This window comes from Candidatus Scalindua japonica, from assembly GCF_002443295.1.
GTDB lineage: Bacteria > Planctomycetota > Brocadiia > Brocadiales > Scalinduaceae > Scalindua > Scalindua japonica.
This window is the reverse complement of the sequence record NZ_BAOS01000014.1, coordinates 35,151-51,074: the sequence shown is the minus strand read 5'-3', so window position 1 is coordinate 51,074 and position 15,924 is coordinate 35,151. Positions and strand designations below refer to the sequence as shown.

Annotated in this window: 18 protein-coding genes and 2 tRNA genes; 7 read left to right on the top strand and 13 right to left on the bottom strand. The window is 37.9% G+C overall.

Features of this window, described 5'->3' with window-relative positions:
• Positions 1-6 precede the first annotated feature (6 nt).
• From SCALIN_RS09045 to SCALIN_RS09035, 3 genes are all read right to left on the bottom strand, one after another.
• A complete protein-coding gene (locus SCALIN_RS09045) occupies positions 7-633 on the bottom strand; it encodes a UbiX family flavin prenyltransferase (protein ID WP_096894180.1) in 627 nt (208 codons plus the stop codon).
• Between the two features lie 146 nt (positions 634-779).
• Complete coding sequence (locus tag SCALIN_RS09040) at positions 780-1,487, bottom strand: CPBP family intramembrane glutamic endopeptidase (protein WP_096894179.1); 708 nt, start codon at positions 1,485-1,487, stop codon at positions 780-782.
• Entirely contained in the window at positions 1,484-2,305 is an 822-nt protein-coding gene (locus SCALIN_RS09035) for an undecaprenyl-diphosphate phosphatase (RefSeq protein ID WP_096894178.1), read from the bottom strand. Before SCALIN_RS09035 ends, SCALIN_RS09040 begins: the two co-directional genes overlap by 4 nt.
• A 305-nt stretch (positions 2,306-2,610) precedes the next feature.
• Here SCALIN_RS09035 and SCALIN_RS09030 point away from each other — a divergent pair, with 305 nt between their 5' ends.
• From SCALIN_RS09030 to SCALIN_RS09020, 3 genes are all read left to right on the top strand, one after another.
• Complete coding sequence (locus SCALIN_RS09030) at positions 2,611-2,988, top strand: bifunctional nuclease family protein (protein WP_230406586.1); 378 nt, start codon at positions 2,611-2,613, stop codon at positions 2,986-2,988.
• A gap of 107 nt (positions 2,989-3,095) precedes the next feature.
• Positions 3,096-3,185 (top strand) — tRNA-Ser (locus SCALIN_RS09025).
• A 326-nt stretch (positions 3,186-3,511) separates the two neighbouring features.
• A tRNA-Ser gene (locus SCALIN_RS09020) sits at positions 3,512-3,604 on the top strand.
• Between the two features lie 9 nt (positions 3,605-3,613).
• On the opposite strand, the gene SCALIN_RS09015 is transcribed toward SCALIN_RS09020, so the two are convergent.
• The 5 genes from SCALIN_RS09015 to rnpA form a co-directional block, all read right to left on the bottom strand.
• Complete coding sequence (locus SCALIN_RS09015) at positions 3,614-4,114, bottom strand: methylated-DNA--[protein]-cysteine S-methyltransferase (RefSeq protein WP_096894176.1); 501 nt, start codon at positions 4,112-4,114, stop codon at positions 3,614-3,616.
• On the bottom strand, positions 4,114-4,923 hold the full coding sequence (locus tag SCALIN_RS09010) for a hypothetical protein (protein ID WP_096894175.1): 810 nt from the start codon (positions 4,921-4,923) through the stop codon (positions 4,114-4,116). The genes SCALIN_RS09015 and SCALIN_RS09010 overlap by 1 nt, the downstream gene beginning before the upstream one ends.
• 128 nt (positions 4,924-5,051) lie before the next feature.
• Complete coding sequence (gene ftcD, locus SCALIN_RS09005) at positions 5,052-6,059, bottom strand: glutamate formimidoyltransferase (RefSeq protein ID WP_096894257.1); 1,008 nt, start codon at positions 6,057-6,059, stop codon at positions 5,052-5,054.
• A 1-nt stretch (position 6,060) separates the two neighbouring features.
• On the bottom strand, positions 6,061-6,270 hold the full coding sequence (yidD, locus tag SCALIN_RS09000; RefSeq protein ID WP_096894174.1) for a membrane protein insertion efficiency factor YidD: 210 nt from the start codon (positions 6,268-6,270) through the stop codon (positions 6,061-6,063).
• A complete protein-coding gene (rnpA, locus tag SCALIN_RS08995; RefSeq protein ID WP_096894173.1) occupies positions 6,267-6,620 on the bottom strand; it encodes a ribonuclease P protein component in 354 nt (117 codons plus the stop codon). Before rnpA ends, yidD begins: the two co-directional genes overlap by 4 nt.
• 318 nt (positions 6,621-6,938) lie before the next feature.
• Here rnpA and lysS point away from each other — a divergent pair, with 318 nt between their 5' ends.
• The 3 genes from lysS to ilvE all read left to right on the top strand — a co-directional run bounded on the left by lysS (position 6,939) and on the right by ilvE (position 10,107).
• Entirely contained in the window at positions 6,939-8,369 is a 1,431-nt protein-coding gene (lysS, locus tag SCALIN_RS08990) for a lysine--tRNA ligase (RefSeq protein ID WP_096894172.1), read from the top strand.
• A 134-nt stretch (positions 8,370-8,503) separates the two neighbouring features.
• Positions 8,504-9,220 carry an ABC transporter ATP-binding protein gene (locus tag SCALIN_RS08985; RefSeq protein WP_230406585.1) on the top strand — a complete coding sequence of 239 codons (717 nt, stop codon included), beginning with the start codon at positions 8,504-8,506 and terminating at the stop codon, positions 9,218-9,220.
• A gap of 17 nt (positions 9,221-9,237) precedes the next feature.
• The gene (gene ilvE, locus SCALIN_RS08980) at positions 9,238-10,107 is read left to right on the top strand and encodes a branched-chain-amino-acid transaminase (protein WP_096894171.1); all 870 of its coding nucleotides are present in this window, start codon (positions 9,238-9,240) and stop codon (positions 10,105-10,107) included.
• Here ilvE and lspA read toward each other — a convergent pair.
• Together lspA and SCALIN_RS08970 are read right to left on the bottom strand one after the other, a co-directional pair.
• Positions 10,082-10,582, bottom strand: coding sequence for a signal peptidase II (gene lspA, locus SCALIN_RS08975; RefSeq protein ID WP_261341014.1), 501 nt, complete (start codon positions 10,580-10,582; stop codon positions 10,082-10,084). The genes ilvE and lspA overlap by 26 nt on opposite strands.
• Before the next feature lie 7 nt (positions 10,583-10,589).
• The gene (locus SCALIN_RS08970) at positions 10,590-10,985 is read right to left on the bottom strand and encodes a TraR/DksA family transcriptional regulator (protein WP_203415411.1); all 396 of its coding nucleotides are present in this window, start codon (positions 10,983-10,985) and stop codon (positions 10,590-10,592) included.
• A 334-nt stretch (positions 10,986-11,319) separates the two neighbouring features.
• Between SCALIN_RS08970 and guaA the strand changes: the two genes are divergently transcribed.
• Entirely contained in the window at positions 11,320-12,870 is a 1,551-nt protein-coding gene (guaA, locus tag SCALIN_RS08965) for a glutamine-hydrolyzing GMP synthase (protein WP_096894169.1), read from the top strand.
• 24 nt (positions 12,871-12,894) lie between these two features.
• Here the strand turns inward: guaA and SCALIN_RS08960 are convergent, their stop codons facing one another.
• From SCALIN_RS08960 to pabB, 3 genes are all read right to left on the bottom strand, one after another.
• The gene (locus SCALIN_RS08960) at positions 12,895-13,287 is read right to left on the bottom strand and encodes a hypothetical protein (protein ID WP_096894168.1); all 393 of its coding nucleotides are present in this window, start codon (positions 13,285-13,287) and stop codon (positions 12,895-12,897) included.
• Positions 13,288-13,387: 100 nt separating this feature from the next.
• Entirely contained in the window at positions 13,388-14,203 is an 816-nt protein-coding gene (pabC, locus tag SCALIN_RS08955; RefSeq protein ID WP_162532232.1) for an aminodeoxychorismate lyase, read from the bottom strand.
• Between the two features lie 154 nt (positions 14,204-14,357).
• Positions 14,358-15,818 (bottom strand): aminodeoxychorismate synthase component I, encoded by a 1,461-nt coding sequence (gene pabB / locus SCALIN_RS08950; RefSeq protein ID WP_203415410.1) that lies wholly within the window; start codon positions 15,816-15,818, stop codon positions 14,358-14,360.
• Positions 15,819-15,924: the final 106 nt, after the last annotated feature.

Genomic DNA, 15,924 nt, shown 5'->3' with positions numbered 1-15,924 from the left:
TTATTTCTAAGTAGTCATTAATTCAGAATTGATATTTCTCCACACTTCATAACTCTTTTTAGTGTACGGTAGATACTCTATTCCAAGATAGTCAAGGACTTTTCCTACCATGAAATCAACCTGATCATCTATAGTTTTCGGGTGGTAATAGTATCCTGGCATGGCAGGCAGGATACAGGTTTGCTCTTTTGACAATTTCAACATATTTTCAAGATGTATTGACGTTAAAGGCGTTTCACGAGGCATGACAATTAATTTCCTTCCCTCTTTTAAAGTAACACTTGCCGCGCGTTGAATGAGATTTGACGCAATACCATTTGCTATTGAACAGAGCGTGTTCATGCTGCATGGCACTATAATCATTGCTTTAGTTTTTAATGTGCCGCTTGAGATGGATGCTGCAATATCTGATATATGGTGATAAGTTATGCTGTGGTTTTCCCTATCAATAAATTTGCTGATATTGAACTTGTCCAGGTTTAAAGTGAGGTTTAATTCACTCTCAATCACTTTTATGGCTGCTTCTGATACACTTAAATGAATTGGATATGATTTGTCACTCAAAGCCTGTAAGAGGCGTTGCCCATAAACTGCACCACTGGCCCCTGTAATGCCCACTATTATATTTTCCATTTAACGATACCGAATCAAATTGTTAATTTGTAAAAACAAGGTATTATAACATAAATTTCTAATCTTTTACTCTCTTTAATTTATTTTTTGCAGCTTTTGAGAGAGAATGGTCTATTTAGGGTATACTGCTTAACTGGTTTGTTTGTCTATGTTATGATATAAGCCTTCTGGATTACCAGAATATCATAAATTGCATGTGTATACACTGCAATCCCTAAGCCTCTAAAAACAAAGATAGCAGATAAAATAATCCCGGCAACCAGACGAAATGAGAAACTGCTTATAGAGAAATTATCAGATGATGGTCCTATATAATGCATGATAGAAAAAATGAAAGCGCATATTAGTATGCTTATAAAAGAACCTATTATCGGGTTGATCCTCAAAGCCTTGATTATTATAAAGTAAAGAGCGCTTAACAGAAGCATCCGAAAGAGTATTTCTTCATATATACCTGCGCCTAAAGAGATAATTATTCCTTTTATGAAACTTTGTACATATGAGTTACTAATATCAAATGGTAAATATCCATGTACAAAAAACAGTGTAACGTACCCAATGGCAAAACCATAAACCACACTTTCAAAAAACATAGGAATGAAAATTCTGTAACTCAAGTGATTTTTTTTCTCAATATAAAATATCGAGCAGAAGGAGATGATGATAATTAAGGAGTTGAATACCAGGGCTGCGTTATCTCCAAAAATCTCAAATGGTTTTTTTACGATAATGCCGGCAGTATTTTTTGTTTCAGTGCCATATAGGACTAAGCCAATTTCATAAAACACTAAAAGTGGCAAAATAAAAAGAAAACTTTTCGGTAGATTCCTGGATCGTGTCAGATAGTCATTCATATGAAATAAATGATTACAAACAACCCAACCGACCAACAGTAATAAGAGAAAAGATGTAACTTTCCATTCGTAACAATTCTCATTAAGATGCGTAAAGAAATGTAGCCGGTTATGCCGGCAACAACACTTCCGATTACAAGAAATAACATTTCATCACTTTTAAGAGTAATGGTCTCTTTTGCCATCATTGTCATTGCCCCAAGAATCACAGGTATGACTAACAGAAAGGAGAACCTGGCAGATGTCTCTCTGTCAATTCCCCTGTAAGTAGCTGTTGCTATTGTTGAACCTGAACGTGATATACCGGGGGTTATTGCAAGCCCCTGTACCGTTCCAATTATCAAGGCATCAAAAATCCCCAAATGTTCTTTATTGCTTTTTCTCCTTAAATTATACTTGGTAAACCATAGTAGCGTACCGGTTAAGATTAGCATATACCCTGCAACTCCAGGTTTGTTGAAAAGACTTTCGAACGAGTTCCTGAAGAAGAACGCTATTAAGACGGTAGGTATTGTTCCAATTATTATCAGAAGAAAAATGCGCGTATCGGGGTCGTTATTAAAAATATTAATAATACTTTCACCAGAGAAGAGTTTTTTGAAGGACAGGCAAGCGCTTTTTAAGATTGAGAATATATCTTTGTAGAAAACACCGAATATGGCCAAAAGCGTACTGAAATGTAATGCTATCTCCCAAACAACACCCTGGGTTTCCATATTTAATAAATTTTCAACGATTACGAGATGTCCGGAACTGCTGATCGGTAAAAATTCTGTCAACCCCTGTATTAGTCCCAGAATTATTGATTTTAATAACATACACTTATGTTAGAATGTTACGGTTATCGGTTAAAATAAGATTGATGAAGTGGTGGAAGTATAGCAGTCACCACATTTAGTGTCAATAGGTATTGTCCAGATAATAGAAGTACAATCAATGCCAAACACAATGCAGTACAGGTGGTGAATAGGGGGATAATGCCTACACACGTTTTAATTCTATTTGCTTTTCCGTATTTTAAAATAATGTTGACAAAGATACCGTGTATGTTAGAATTTTCGTGGTATTATCAATATTTTTCGAGGAAAATACTGTGATGGTTCATATGGAATTATCAAGGATAATGATATCTGAAACAAGCGACCATCAGATAATTGTTCTTAAGGAAAAAGACGGACAGAGAAGTTTTCCGATCGTTATCGGCTTGCACGAGGCATGGGCCATTGACAGGGCGGTAAAAGAAATACCAACCCCGAGGCCGCTTACACATGATCTGCTCACAAGTGTGATAGTGCAGTTAAGTGGAGGTATTGAAAGGATTGAAATAAGTGATTTAAAGAATAATACTTTTTATGCGAAAATAATAATAAGACAAAATGGTAGCGCTTTAGAGATAGATTCACGACCAAGTGATGCAATTGCTCTTGCTATGCAGGGTAATACTCCAATATATGTAGCAAAAACAGTCCTTGAAGAGGTCTGTAAGTGGGATAACTTATAATTTTAATGCGAATAGTTTCATATTAAAAGTATCCAAAGTGGGCTAAGGTTAAAGAATAAAAACATTTTTTTACAGAGCTAAGCTCCGCTTCTCGGGGTAATATTTCAGGAGGGATGGCCGAGTGGACGAAGGCGGCAGTCTTGAAAACTGCAGTCCTGGCAACGGGACCGTGGGTTCGAATCCTACTCCCTCCGCCAAATTAACGTAGAGGTAAGTATCAATCATGAACGTTTTAATATTGTTACGGAGAATAACGTTAGTGGTACTCCGGATTTGGTAGTAGAGATAGTCTCCTCTTCATCCTTAAAAAGAGATCGGGAGATCAAAAAGTAAGGTTTATTCGAAATACGGTGTTAAAGAGTATTGGATAGTAAACCCGATTGTAGGTAACGTCGAATTCAGGTTGTTAAAAGACGGCTCGTTTGAAACAGTCAAGACTTATGATAAGATCGATATCTTGACTTCTCAAGTTATAACGGATTTAAATATAGACTTAAGAGAAGTGTTTTAAACCATTGTGTTTGGAGAGGTGGCTGAGCGGCTTAAAGCGGTGGGTTGCTAACCCATTGTCTCGCTGATAGTGGGACCCCGGGTTCGAATCCCGGCCTCTCCGCCATTTAACGATTTATTTCTCCAGTTTTAATAGCCACTTTTTCAGTGAAATTCCCGAAGAGAATCCCCCGAGATTTCCATCTGAACGTATTACACGGTGACATGGTATTATTGGAGGTACCGGGTTCTGTCCTACGGCATTGCCAACAGCCCTGACCGCATTTGGATTGCCTATTTTACTGGCAATCCATTTATAGGTCCTGAGCTCTCCGTAAGGTATTTCACCTATTTTTTCCCAGACCTTTCTCTGGAATTCTGTTCCGATGCTTAAATCTAACGCGGATTTGAAATTTACTTGATCTCCATTAAAGTAATCAATCAGTTCATCTATTTCATTATCAAGTTTGTCATCATCCCTAAAATAATTTTCTCTGAATCTTTTTTTCAGAAGTGATTGAAATTGAGATTCTGAGGTTGTCGAAAGATGAATAAAGCAAATGCCACTGGCCGTTTTTGCAATAAAGACAGTACCGAATGGTGAGTTGAAGTGGGAATAGTAGATTGTTTTTGTCATCAGCTTTTATGTCCCAAAGTCAACTTGATTCCTTTTATAAATCCGATTATCACGGAGGTTATAAATAGGATAGTTAGCAATAGTGAAATGATATAAGTGACTATTCTCCAGGAGTTCTGTAACGCCTGATCCCACCATTTATAGTCTAGAAGTGATATACCAAACATCTCAAGAGAAAATAGAGCTGTTCCAATGATAAGAAACCCTAACACTATATACTTTATGTCACTTTTGTGTGGTGCCATGGATACAGCAAAAATGATAGATGCAATTATGAATAAAATGGAACTTATACTCTTAAATCCACTTTTCCAGAATGTATCAAGTGTCAGCCATATTATATCCAGAAAATTCTTTGCGTAGTCAAATACCAGTTTCATAGAGAATTTCATCTCATTTGGTAAGGATTCATGCACTTGAATGGGATTTCTAAGGATTATGGAGGTTAAGATAAGCACAAAAGCACAGCCGAAGATAGGGGAAGTTGCTATGAAGAAATCAAATAGATAGGGGACTTTTGGCCTGTCGTGTTGTATACCACTGTTTTCGATCTTGAAAATATTAAGCTCTTTAATGGTAGTACCTGTAATCAGGCATAGAAAGGTATGGCTTAATTCGTGGATTATAGTACCCGGTAGAAGAAACGTTTTGACGATCTTTGTGTTCAGATACTTCGACCACAGTCTTTCAATACCAAAGCTGGTAAAGACAATTACAATAAAACCAAAAGCAAAAGCCAGGTAAACCGTTTCAGGGCTCCTCGTATGTCGTGGATAAAGTTTATATAATATGAAAAAAAGTAAAATCATTTTCTGGTTTTTACTTTTTAATCTAATATTTACTGACGGCTTTGCAGGTTAACAAACCTTTCAGAAGATGTCAATTGTATAATGATACCATGTATAAAAAGAAAAGGTTTTTAGCCTGACAATGTATATCATAACAGGTTTTCTATTATTTTCTTTTCCGGTTCGAAAATATTTAATTGACTTAAGCCAAGGTGTTCTATTGCCGCCTTTATAAGATTGTCCTCAGAATTACCATCAGTATAAAAGATACCGGCCTCTAAAAGAGCTTCTTTTGGAACAAGGCCAATTATCTCACTTCCGGTCGCCTCTATACCATATATTTTTGCCTGGGCCTTTATGGTTTCAAATACTTTGTGAATAGCAGTTTCTTTATAATTAGTAAGGTTCAGGGAAACCTGTGTTATGTTGTATTCATTTAGCTCTACGCCTATTGCCTTTACATATTTCAATATTCCCGGGACCCTCTTTTTTAAGCCAGTCTTATCAACTATCATAGAGCCTGACTCTCTTATCTTTTTTGCTATTTTGTCTGCTATACTCACGTCCCTGGTGTTCAGGTTCACGTTATAAGCAATCAGGAAAAATCTCGACCCAATCACTGTGGCGCCGGACCTCCTGACCGTATCATTGTATTCTGCAGGTCCATAATCAGGTATTAAATCTTTCAGTTTTTGTTCCAGACCTTCATATTCACCTTTTCTGATATTTTCAAGTTTTTTCCTTTCTGTTGACTTTGCAGAATCTTCATACAGATATACAGGGATGCCAAGCTTTTCGCCTACATCTTTTCCAAGTTCATTTGATAATTTTACACATTTATCCTTTGTTGTATTTGCGACAGGTATTATGGGGCAGACATCCGTTGCTCCTATCCTTGGATGCTCTCCTCTCTGCCGTGACATGTCAATAAGCTCAGATGCAGTAGATATTGCTTTAAATGCCGCTTCCTTTACACTGTTCGGTTCTCCGGCAAAGGTGACTACCGTCCTGTTGTAATCCCTGTCAGGTTCCACATTCAGGAGTTTAACGTTTTTGGTTGATTGTACAGATGATGCGATTTTATCTATAATACCGGTGTTCTGTCCTTCACTGAAGTTTGGTACACATTCAATGATTTCTTTGTCCGTATTGATCATTTTATTTAACCGGATCATATCCTGATCCGCCAAAAGGATTACATCTTACAACTCTCCAGATTCCCTTTAATAACCCTACAATAATTCCTTTTTTCTCAATTGCTTCTACAGCATATTGTGAGCATGTTGGGTAGAAGCGGCACGATGGGCGTGAAATTGGTGACAGAATTATCTGGTACGTTCGTATGAACTTAACAATTAAATATTTCATTTCTTTAACTTATTGTTAATTTGTGTCAGGATTATTTTGAACTTTTCTTCGATTGTCATTAATGTGAGTTCTTTTAAACCCTGCCTTGGAATTACAACTATGTCTGCTCCACTGCTCAATAAACTTTTATTTAATCTGTATGCTTCTCGAAGAATTCGCTTAAATCTATTACGCCTGGGTGCGTTGCCAAATTTTCTTCCCACAACGAGGCCCAGTCGGGATACAGATCCGCCATTTGATAACGCGTATATCTTTAACTGATCGTTTCCATATCTCTCTCCATTATCAAAGACATGCTGAAATTCTTTTCGTTTCAACAATCGCTCTTTTTTGGAAAAACCTTGATCCATTTTTTCAATATTAATAGTTTTAAATCATATATTCAAGGAGAAAGACAAACAGGCACCAGTCGGAACAAAAATGAGAAAGAAATTGAATAATTTTCTCACTTCGTATAAGGTGTCAGACATGAATTTGGTACCAAAAACGGTTTAACGGCTATAAAGTTATTCGATTTGCGTTTTAACTTGACAGTATATTCTTTGTTGCTAAAATATTCTCTTAAGTTTAACTCACTATTTTTCTCATCAAATCCCCAAACTCATCTTAAGGGAAGACAATAGCATTGGATGTATGACATCATAATGTTAATACGTTAAAGGAACACATTGGAAACTCTTGAACAGACCAGGATTGAAAAATTAAACAGACTCAGAGAAAAAGGAGTTGATCCTTATGGTGCAGGTTATGACCACGCCACACCTTTAAAGGAAGTTATAGACGCTTACTCGGAGGAAGAGGAAGGTAAGAAGGTGAAGTGCGCAGGCAGAATAATGACTATGAGGCGCCAGGGTAAGGCTTCTTTTCTTCACCTTAAGGATTGGACCGGCAAACTCCAGGTTTATGTTAAACTGAATAATGTGGGAGAAGAAAAATATGAAATTTTTCGTCTGCTTGACCTCGGAGATATTATTGGTGTAGAGGGTGGAGTATTTAAGACTCGGACTGGTGAGATAACCGTTTTTGCTGATGACTTTACTGTTCTTTCCAAAGCGCTGCTTCCTCCACCTGAAAAATGGCATGGTTTAAAGGATGTTGAGATCAGGTACAGGCAGCGTTATATTGACCTCTCGTCAAATGACGATGTAATGGGCCTTTTTTTAAAGAGGTCTAATATCATAAAATCAATCAGGAATTTTCTTGATAAAAGAAACTTTGTTGAAGTTGAAACTCCTATGATGCAGTCCATTCCGGGGGGGGCGGTGGCAAAGCCTTTTATTACTCATCATAACGTGCTGGATATGGATCTGTTTCTGAGGATAGCGCCTGAATTGTATTTAAAGAGACTTCTTGTTGGAGGGATGGAGAGGGTTTATGAAATTAACCGTAATTTCCGGAATGAAGGTTTATCGACACGGCACAATCCGGAGTTTACGATGATGGAGCTATATCAGGCATACAGCGACTATAACGGGATGATGGAGTTGACCGAAAGCCTTGTTACCGGTTTAGCGCAAGATATGTATAGCAAGTTTGAAATTCCTTATGGTGAACGTAGTATTGACTTGTCACCTCCTTGGAAGAGGTGTACATTCTCTGACCTGTTGTCTAAGTACGCTTCTGTGGATTTAGACGATGAAGAAGGATTAAAAGCAAAAGGCAAAGAATTAGGTATTGAGGTTGAAGATGTTCACAAGGATGTTATTGCTGAACATATTTTCGGAGAGCTTGTTGAAAAAGAGTTGTGGGACCCGACATTCGTAATTGACTATCCTGTCAGCATCTGTCCATTAACGAAATCCTGTGAAGATAATCCTCACCTGGCACAGAGGTTTGAATTGTACATTGCGACAATGGAACTCGCCAATTCCTATTCAGAGCTCAATGAACCGCTAGAACAAAGTAAACGATTTCGTGAACAAGTAGCTGATGAAGATACTGAAGGTAAGATAGACGAAGATTTCTTAAAGGCCCTTAAGTACGGAATGCCACCTGCCGGTGGTTTAGGAATAGGAATTGACAGGTTGGTAATGGTCCTGACAAACAGTACTTCCATTAGAGATGTAATTTTGTTTCCTTTGCTGCGGCAACAGTCTTGATAAAGCAGGGTGTTGTTGATACAAAGTTATCCTTCGACTCGGCTCAGGATGACATTTCGCAGTGAACCAGGAAATTCGGTACACTGACTGGAGTCGAAGTGTTATAAACACCAAATTTTTTGTTTTTTTAAGATATGATAGAAGAGATTGATAACAGTTATCTGTGTGCGAAAGAAATTTGCAAGGAATATACAATTGGCAAAACGTCTATCCGTGTGCTCGATGGTGTAAATCTGGATATAAAAAAGGGTGAGATATTAATCATTTTAGGCGCTTCTGGTGCTGGAAAAAGCTCACTCCTCCATATTCTGGGTATATTAGATACTCCTACTTCAGGTCATGTGAGTTTTAAAGGTGAAAATTTGAGTATTATGGGGCAGAAAAAGTTGGCAGAAAAGCGGAACAGGATTTTCGGGTTTGTATTTCAGTTTTATCATCTGTTACCGGATTTTAACGCATTAGAAAATGTTTTGATGCCTCGCCTGATTGGCAGAAGATTTTTTAAATCAACATCGAAGAAGTATCATACGGAAAAAGCAATTCAGCTTTTAGAACGTGTGGGTCTTAAGGATAGAATAAATCATAGACCAAACGAACTCTCTGGCGGAGAGAAACAGAGAGTGGCGATTGTCAGGTCATTAATGAATGATCCTGAGATATTGTTATGTGATGAACCAACAGGTAATCTTGATACAAAGTCAGGAAGTGAAATTCAGAAATTAATTTGGGATTTGAATGAAAATACGAAGCAGACAGTGGTAATAGTTACTCATGATGAAAGGTTTGCGGAATTGGCCAGTCATGTAGTGAGAATGGCTGATGGTAAAATTATTAATTATTCCAGGAATTAAAAGGAGCATTGTAGTAGATGGGGCCGAAGGTATATATAAACGGAAATTTATACCCAAAAGAAGAGGCGAAGGTTTCTGTCTTTGACCACGGGTTGTTATATGGTGATGGGGTCTTTGAAGGGATCAGGTGTTACAATGGTACTGTATTCAAACATTCAGAACATATTGACAGACTTTACGATTCTGCAGCGGCGATTTCTCTGGAAATAAAGTTGACCAGGGATGAGCTTAAAAATGCTGTCTTGGATACACTAAAGGCAAATAATTTAAGAGACTCTTATATTCGGTTGATAGTAACCAGGGGAGAGGGAAAACTTGGGCTTGATCCTTTTAATTGTGAGGAGTCACAAATAATAATTATAACAGACACCATACAGCTGTATCCTAAAGAGCTATATGAGAAGGGTCTTGATGCAATTATTGTCCGGACTATACGCAATCATTCAAAAGCACTCAGTCCCTCGATAAAATCTATGAATTATCTTAATAATATTCTTGCAAAAATAGAATGTATTAATGCCGGTGCTGCCGAAGGTATCATGTTAAATACAGAAGGTTATGTTGCAGAGTGTACCGGAGATAATATTTTCATTGTTAAAAATAATGAGATTTTTACACCTCCTGCTTCCGCGGGAATTCTGATAGGTATAACGAGAGACGTTGTTATCGATCTTGCAAAAGAAGACGGTATAACCGTGAGAGAAGAGCAGTTGGCTCAGGGTGATCTGTTTAATGCTGATGAGTGCTTTTTGACTGGAACTGCCGCGGAGATAATTCCCGTTGCTAATATAGACGGTAGAAAAATTGCTACGGGAACCCCCGGTAAAATTACTCTACGTTTATTAAACAAATATCAGGAGCTTACGAGATCGCATTCTTCCGTGTAAGCGGATTTTCCTGTTTCTTTGTAAATAATGTATCATAAAGAATCAGGCATACTCCCACACATATGAGAGCGTCTGCTATGTTAAATGTTGGCCAATGATACCCAAACCCCAAATGGACATCTATGAAATCTCTGACATGGTGATGGAAGATTCGGTCCCATAAATTCCCAATAGCACCTGAAAGTATCATGCCAAAAGCAATATGGGGGATTATTCCAGATTTGTCGAAGGTTTTATAAAACCACAGAATTGCACCTATAGCGGTTATACAAAAAAAAATGAGTATGTTGTTTCGGCCTTGGGCAAAGCCCCAGGCAACACCCTCATTTCGACTGCAAACAAATCCTAAAAATCTTTTTATAATGACAAGCCTGCCGGTGCCATTTAATTTCTCGAATACTATCCATTTTGTTATAAGATCAAGAAGAATACCACAAAAAGTAACAATCAAAAACAGCGTAGTATTTCTCGATATCTTACTATTAGCCAGTTTCTTCTTCTCCCTCTTCTCCCTCTTCTTCCAGCCTCTGACACTCTATACAGTTGTTTACATAAGGCAATGCCGCAAGACGTGCTTTGGCAATTTTCTTTCCACATTCCTCACAAGTGCCATATGTTTTATTGCCTATTCTTTCCAGTGCATTATCAATAGCCTTCAACTCTTCTTCGCCATTTTGGATCAATCCAATCGTCAAGTCGCGGTCGTAATTATCGGTGCCTACATCTGCCATGTGGATAGGGACATTTGATAGATCTCCGGATGCATCTTGTCTGGATTTACCTAATGCTTCATCCTCCATAAAGGTCACATTGCCAACCAGTTTTTTCCTGAGATCTAAAAGTATTTGTTTGTATTGCGCTAATTCTGCTACTTTCAATGTATTCCTCCTTTTGCCTGCTTGCTGAATTAAACGGGCTCCATGATAACATACTCCCTTAATCTTTAAAAGAGTATTTTGCCTGAATTTCGGATTGAATATACCCAATAAAAAAATAAAGTCAAGGGATTTTTAACACCCTGAAACTGCCATGATTTTAGTTTTTTGTATATAAAAAAAAACTGACTTGATTATTTCAATGATATATTGTATTACGTGTACAGTCTAAAAAAAAGAGATCCAGGTTTGAATATACTATTAACCGCAAAAAAGAAGCGGTAATGTTGTTCTGTTTCATAGAGTTAGAAAAATTATTTTTATAATTTCAGGAAAAATGCATAGTAAAACACACGAAGCTATACTTGTTGTTGACTTCGGTTCACAGTACTCTCATCTGATTGCAAGGAGAATCAGGGAGCAAAACGTTTATAGTAAAATAGTATCACATAAAATAACTCCTGAAGACGTCAAACAACAGAATCCTAAAGGAATTATTTTGAGCGGTGGTCCTGCCAGTGTTTATGCTTCAGGCGCACCAAGGTGTAATGAGAAGCTGCTTTATATGGATATACCGGTTTTGGGAATATGTTATGGGTTTCAATTGGGTAGCCAGATATTAGGTGCTGAAATAAATTCTTCGGAAAATAGAGAATATGGAAATACCAGATGTACCGTGAAGGACCATTCCACTCTATTCTCTTCACTGGATGATTCTATAGATGTCTGGATGAGCCATGGCGATCAGGCAATGGAACTTCCTGATGATTTTCAGTCTCTTGCGTATTCTGATAATTGTCCATACGCTGCGGCAAGACATAAAGAAAGGGATTTCTACGGTGTACAATTCCATCCGGAAGTTACGCATACTCCATCCGGTAAACAAATTCTGAATAATTTCCTTTTCAAAATCTGCGGCTGTTCCGGAGACTGGGAGATGAGTTCCTATATAAAGAGTGCTGTAGAGAAAGTACAAAAGCAGGTGGGGAAAGAAAAAGTTATATGTGGTTTATCAGGTGGCGTTGATTCTGCCGTTGCCGCAGCCCTTATTTATAATGCGATAGGCAGTAATCTTTCATGTGTTTTTGTAGACAACGGATTGCTGAGAATGAACGAATCAGAAAGTGTGATTAAAACCTTTAAAGAGAATTTCAAGGTAGATTTACATTTTGTGAATGCGAGGGAGAGGTTTTTAGAGAAATTGTCAGGGGTAACCGACCCGGAGCAGAAACGGAAAATTATCGGTCATGAATTTATTGATGTATTTAAGGATGAAGCAAATAAAATTGCTGATATCAAATACCTGGCACAGGGCACTCTCTACCCGGATATTATAGAAAGTGTTTCTGCGCATGGAGGGCCTACTGTTACTATTAAAAGCCATCATAATGTGGGGGCGTTGCCTTCGGAGTTGGGTTTCGAACTTGTCGAACCCCTAAAGGAGCTTTTTAAAGATGAAGTTAGAAAAATGGGTTCTGAGTTGGGGCTGCCGGATGATATTATATGGAGACATCCCTTTCCCGGTCCGGGCCTTGCCATAAGGATAATAGGGGATATTACAGAAGATAGATTACAAACTCTCAGATTTGCGGATGAAATAATGATACAGGAGATAAAATCGGCGGGTCTGTATGGAAAAATTGCCCAGGCTTTTGCTGTATTCTTACCGGTGAGTACTGTTGGTGTTATGGGAGATGAGAGAAGCTATGAGAATGTTATTGCACTCAGGGCGGTTGAATCAACCGACTTTATGACAGCAGATTGGGTAAAGATACCATACGAAGTACTGGCCCGTATTTCGAGTCGTATCATTAATGAGGTCAGAGGTGTTAACCGTGTCGTTTACGACATCAGTTCAAAACCTCCAAGTACCATTGAATGGGAGTAAATCAATCTGTTTCGATTGGTTGGATTAGTAATCTTCCCATGGCATGTTGTACCATGCGGCATACTCTAAGATTGCATTTTCTGATATGCTGTAATTCTCGCCTTGTGCGGATTCCCGTCCGTTCAATATGCCTGCTTCACAACACAGGCCGTCTATCAACCCAAAAACCATTTCAAACTCATCAGATTGTTCCTTGGCAAGATGTGGTTGTTCATCAAGCATGAGCAATGCTTGAGAAAGAGACCCATCTTCGCAATGGGCTGGTAATTGCTTGACCGCAAATCTCAATATTGATGCAATTACTACACATATTCTATGCGTACGTGCGTCAGGACCAATGTCCTTTAAGAATGCGAGGAGTGATAAAAAATGTTGATCGCCAATAATTTCTCTAAATTCGTCAATTAGTTTCGCCATGTTGAATCTCAAGGATTTAATAAAATAATTTACTTTCTGCAACCTCAATTGTAAGTATTGCTCAAAGGTGGCTGTTGATATAAAACGTTGATGTATAAATTTAAATCAAGCGTTTGTAAGCATTCATAAGCAGTCTCGTAATCTTTCCTGGTATTGTTTCTCCTATTTTATAATTTTCAATCCTTGAAACCGGCATTATTTCCATCAGAGAATTGGTAATGAATATTTCATCCGATTTGACTAATGTTTCTATTGTAAAACGGTTTTCGCTGACTGAGATATCGTTGTCATTACAAATATCAAGCACTGTCCTCCTTGTTATTCCCGGAAGGATATTTGTGTCAAGTGAAGGGGTAACAACACTCCCACCGTGTACCAAAAAAATGTTGCTTACCACACATTCGGCAACATGTCCGTCTGTATTAAGTATAATCGCCTCATGGGCAAATTTATTGTTTGCTTCTTCTTTCAGCAAAATACTTGTCAATAGATTCGTTGATTTATAACAGTAAATCGGGTTTGAAGTACTTCTTCGACAATTTGAAATAATCAGAGACATTCCTTCGTCGTAAAGCTTTTTTTCATACGGTGTAAATGGTTTGACCTGGACCAGACAAGTTGAATCAATATTATCAGCCATTTGAAGCCTGCCTCCTCCTGTGCCCCTTGAAAGTGTAATTCTGATGTAGGCATCCTGGCCACAGTTCTTCTCTATCAGTTTATTTATCCACTCGCCTATTTCTGCATTAGTATAGTCGAAAGAAATCCTGAGCTGCTTTGCAGAGTGTCGCATACGTTCCAGATGCTCAGAAAGCTTAAAAGGCTTCGCATTATACGAACGAAGTGTTTCATAAATGCCGTCACCATAGAGAAACCCCCTGTCTCCAGATGAAATATTTCCCACTGTGTCCGGCATTACTTTGCCATTTAAAAATATGAAATTTGTCATAATATTGAATATGGAAAGTGCGTTTCAATATGGAGCGCATCATCCCCGTCCGAAGGACTTGGCCGGGCGGGTGTGATGATGCATATTAAAACAGTGACACGGTCACCGCATTCCAAAAGCACTACTCAAGCGTCTCTATTAATGCCCGGGCTTTATGAAGTGTTTCCTGATACTCGTCTTCCGGGTTGGAATCTGCGACTATCCCACCTCCAACTTGAAAAAAGATATGATCGTCTTTTACTAAAAATGTTCTTATAGCAATGTTTAGATCAATATTTCCATTAAAACTCAGATATCCTATTGCACCGGTGTATACACTTCGTTTGGTTGGTTCTAATTCATCAATAATCTGCATGGCCCTTACCTTCGGCGCACCGGTTATTGAACCTCCCGGAAATGTAGCCTTTAGTAAGTCTATGGTATCATACCGTGAGTGCAGATTTCCTTCCACTGTTGCGACAAGGTGATACAACGTAGGATGTGTCTCCAGTATTTTTTTCTCTGTTACTTTTACTGAATTATAATTACACACCCGTCCAAGATCGTTTCGTTCAAGGTCTACAATCATCGCTAATTCCGCATCGTCTTTCTTGCTTGAGAGTAATTCTTCTTTCATTCTTTTGTTAATATCTTCTTCTTTGCCTCTGGGCCGGGTACCTTTGATTGGCCTTGTCTGAATAATTCGCTCTATTTTATCACTCTGTTTACCAGTACCAATCGGTGTGTTTTTCAGAGATAGAAATCTTTCCGGAGATGAACTGACTATGTATTTATTGTCAAATTTCAAATAAGATGAAAATGATGCGGGGTTTATTTCTCTTAATCTTTTATATATGTCATAGGGTGATGTCTCAATCTGTGTTTGAAAACGCTGTGAAAGATTAACCTGATAAATGTCTCCCGCACTGATATATTGCTTTGCACGGTCTACAGCCTTTAAATAGTTTTCTTTAGAGTAGTTACTTATTATTTTTCGTTTTATCTTGTTTCCTTTAATTCGCGACTCTTCTTCATAAGGTAAGTTCAATCCATTACGAATCATTCTTAACACATGGTCAATTCTTTTCGCTGTACTTTTTTGGGAATTCTGATTAATATTTACAGATAGTAAAAAATATCGGTTCTCAAGATGATCAACACCTATAATTGTGTCATAAAAGCTGAAACACATTTCCGGAAATTCAATATCATCAATGGTAGTATCAGGTAGCTTTTCAATGAAATGGCACAGATCGTAGGCAAAGTATCCGACAGCGCCACACGTAAACGGGACAAACTCAAAACTGTTCTCCATATGAAAGCTGCTTAACAGACGCCTCAGTTCATCAAATGGATTTCCGGTTTTTCTGGTAATACTATGGCCGTTTTGTGTTAATATATTACAGCCTTTTGACATGACGGTAAGAAATGGATCATAGCCTATAAATGAGTACCTTCCGGTCTTTTCATTGTTGTCAGCGCTATCAAGAAAAAAGTTTTTAGAGTTACCCTGGGTCTGGCGAAATATTTTCAACAAGTCAGTAGCTGGGTCTAACTCCCTGATTATCAGTTTTTTCCCGGTTTTGTTTACAAAGTTTGTCATAATATTTCTAAAAAAGATTGTTTTACAAAGTGAGACTGAGTTTTGCTGAATTATTGTATGCTGCTATGTTATGTGATATAAAAACTTTAAGTCAAGCTTTTTTCGA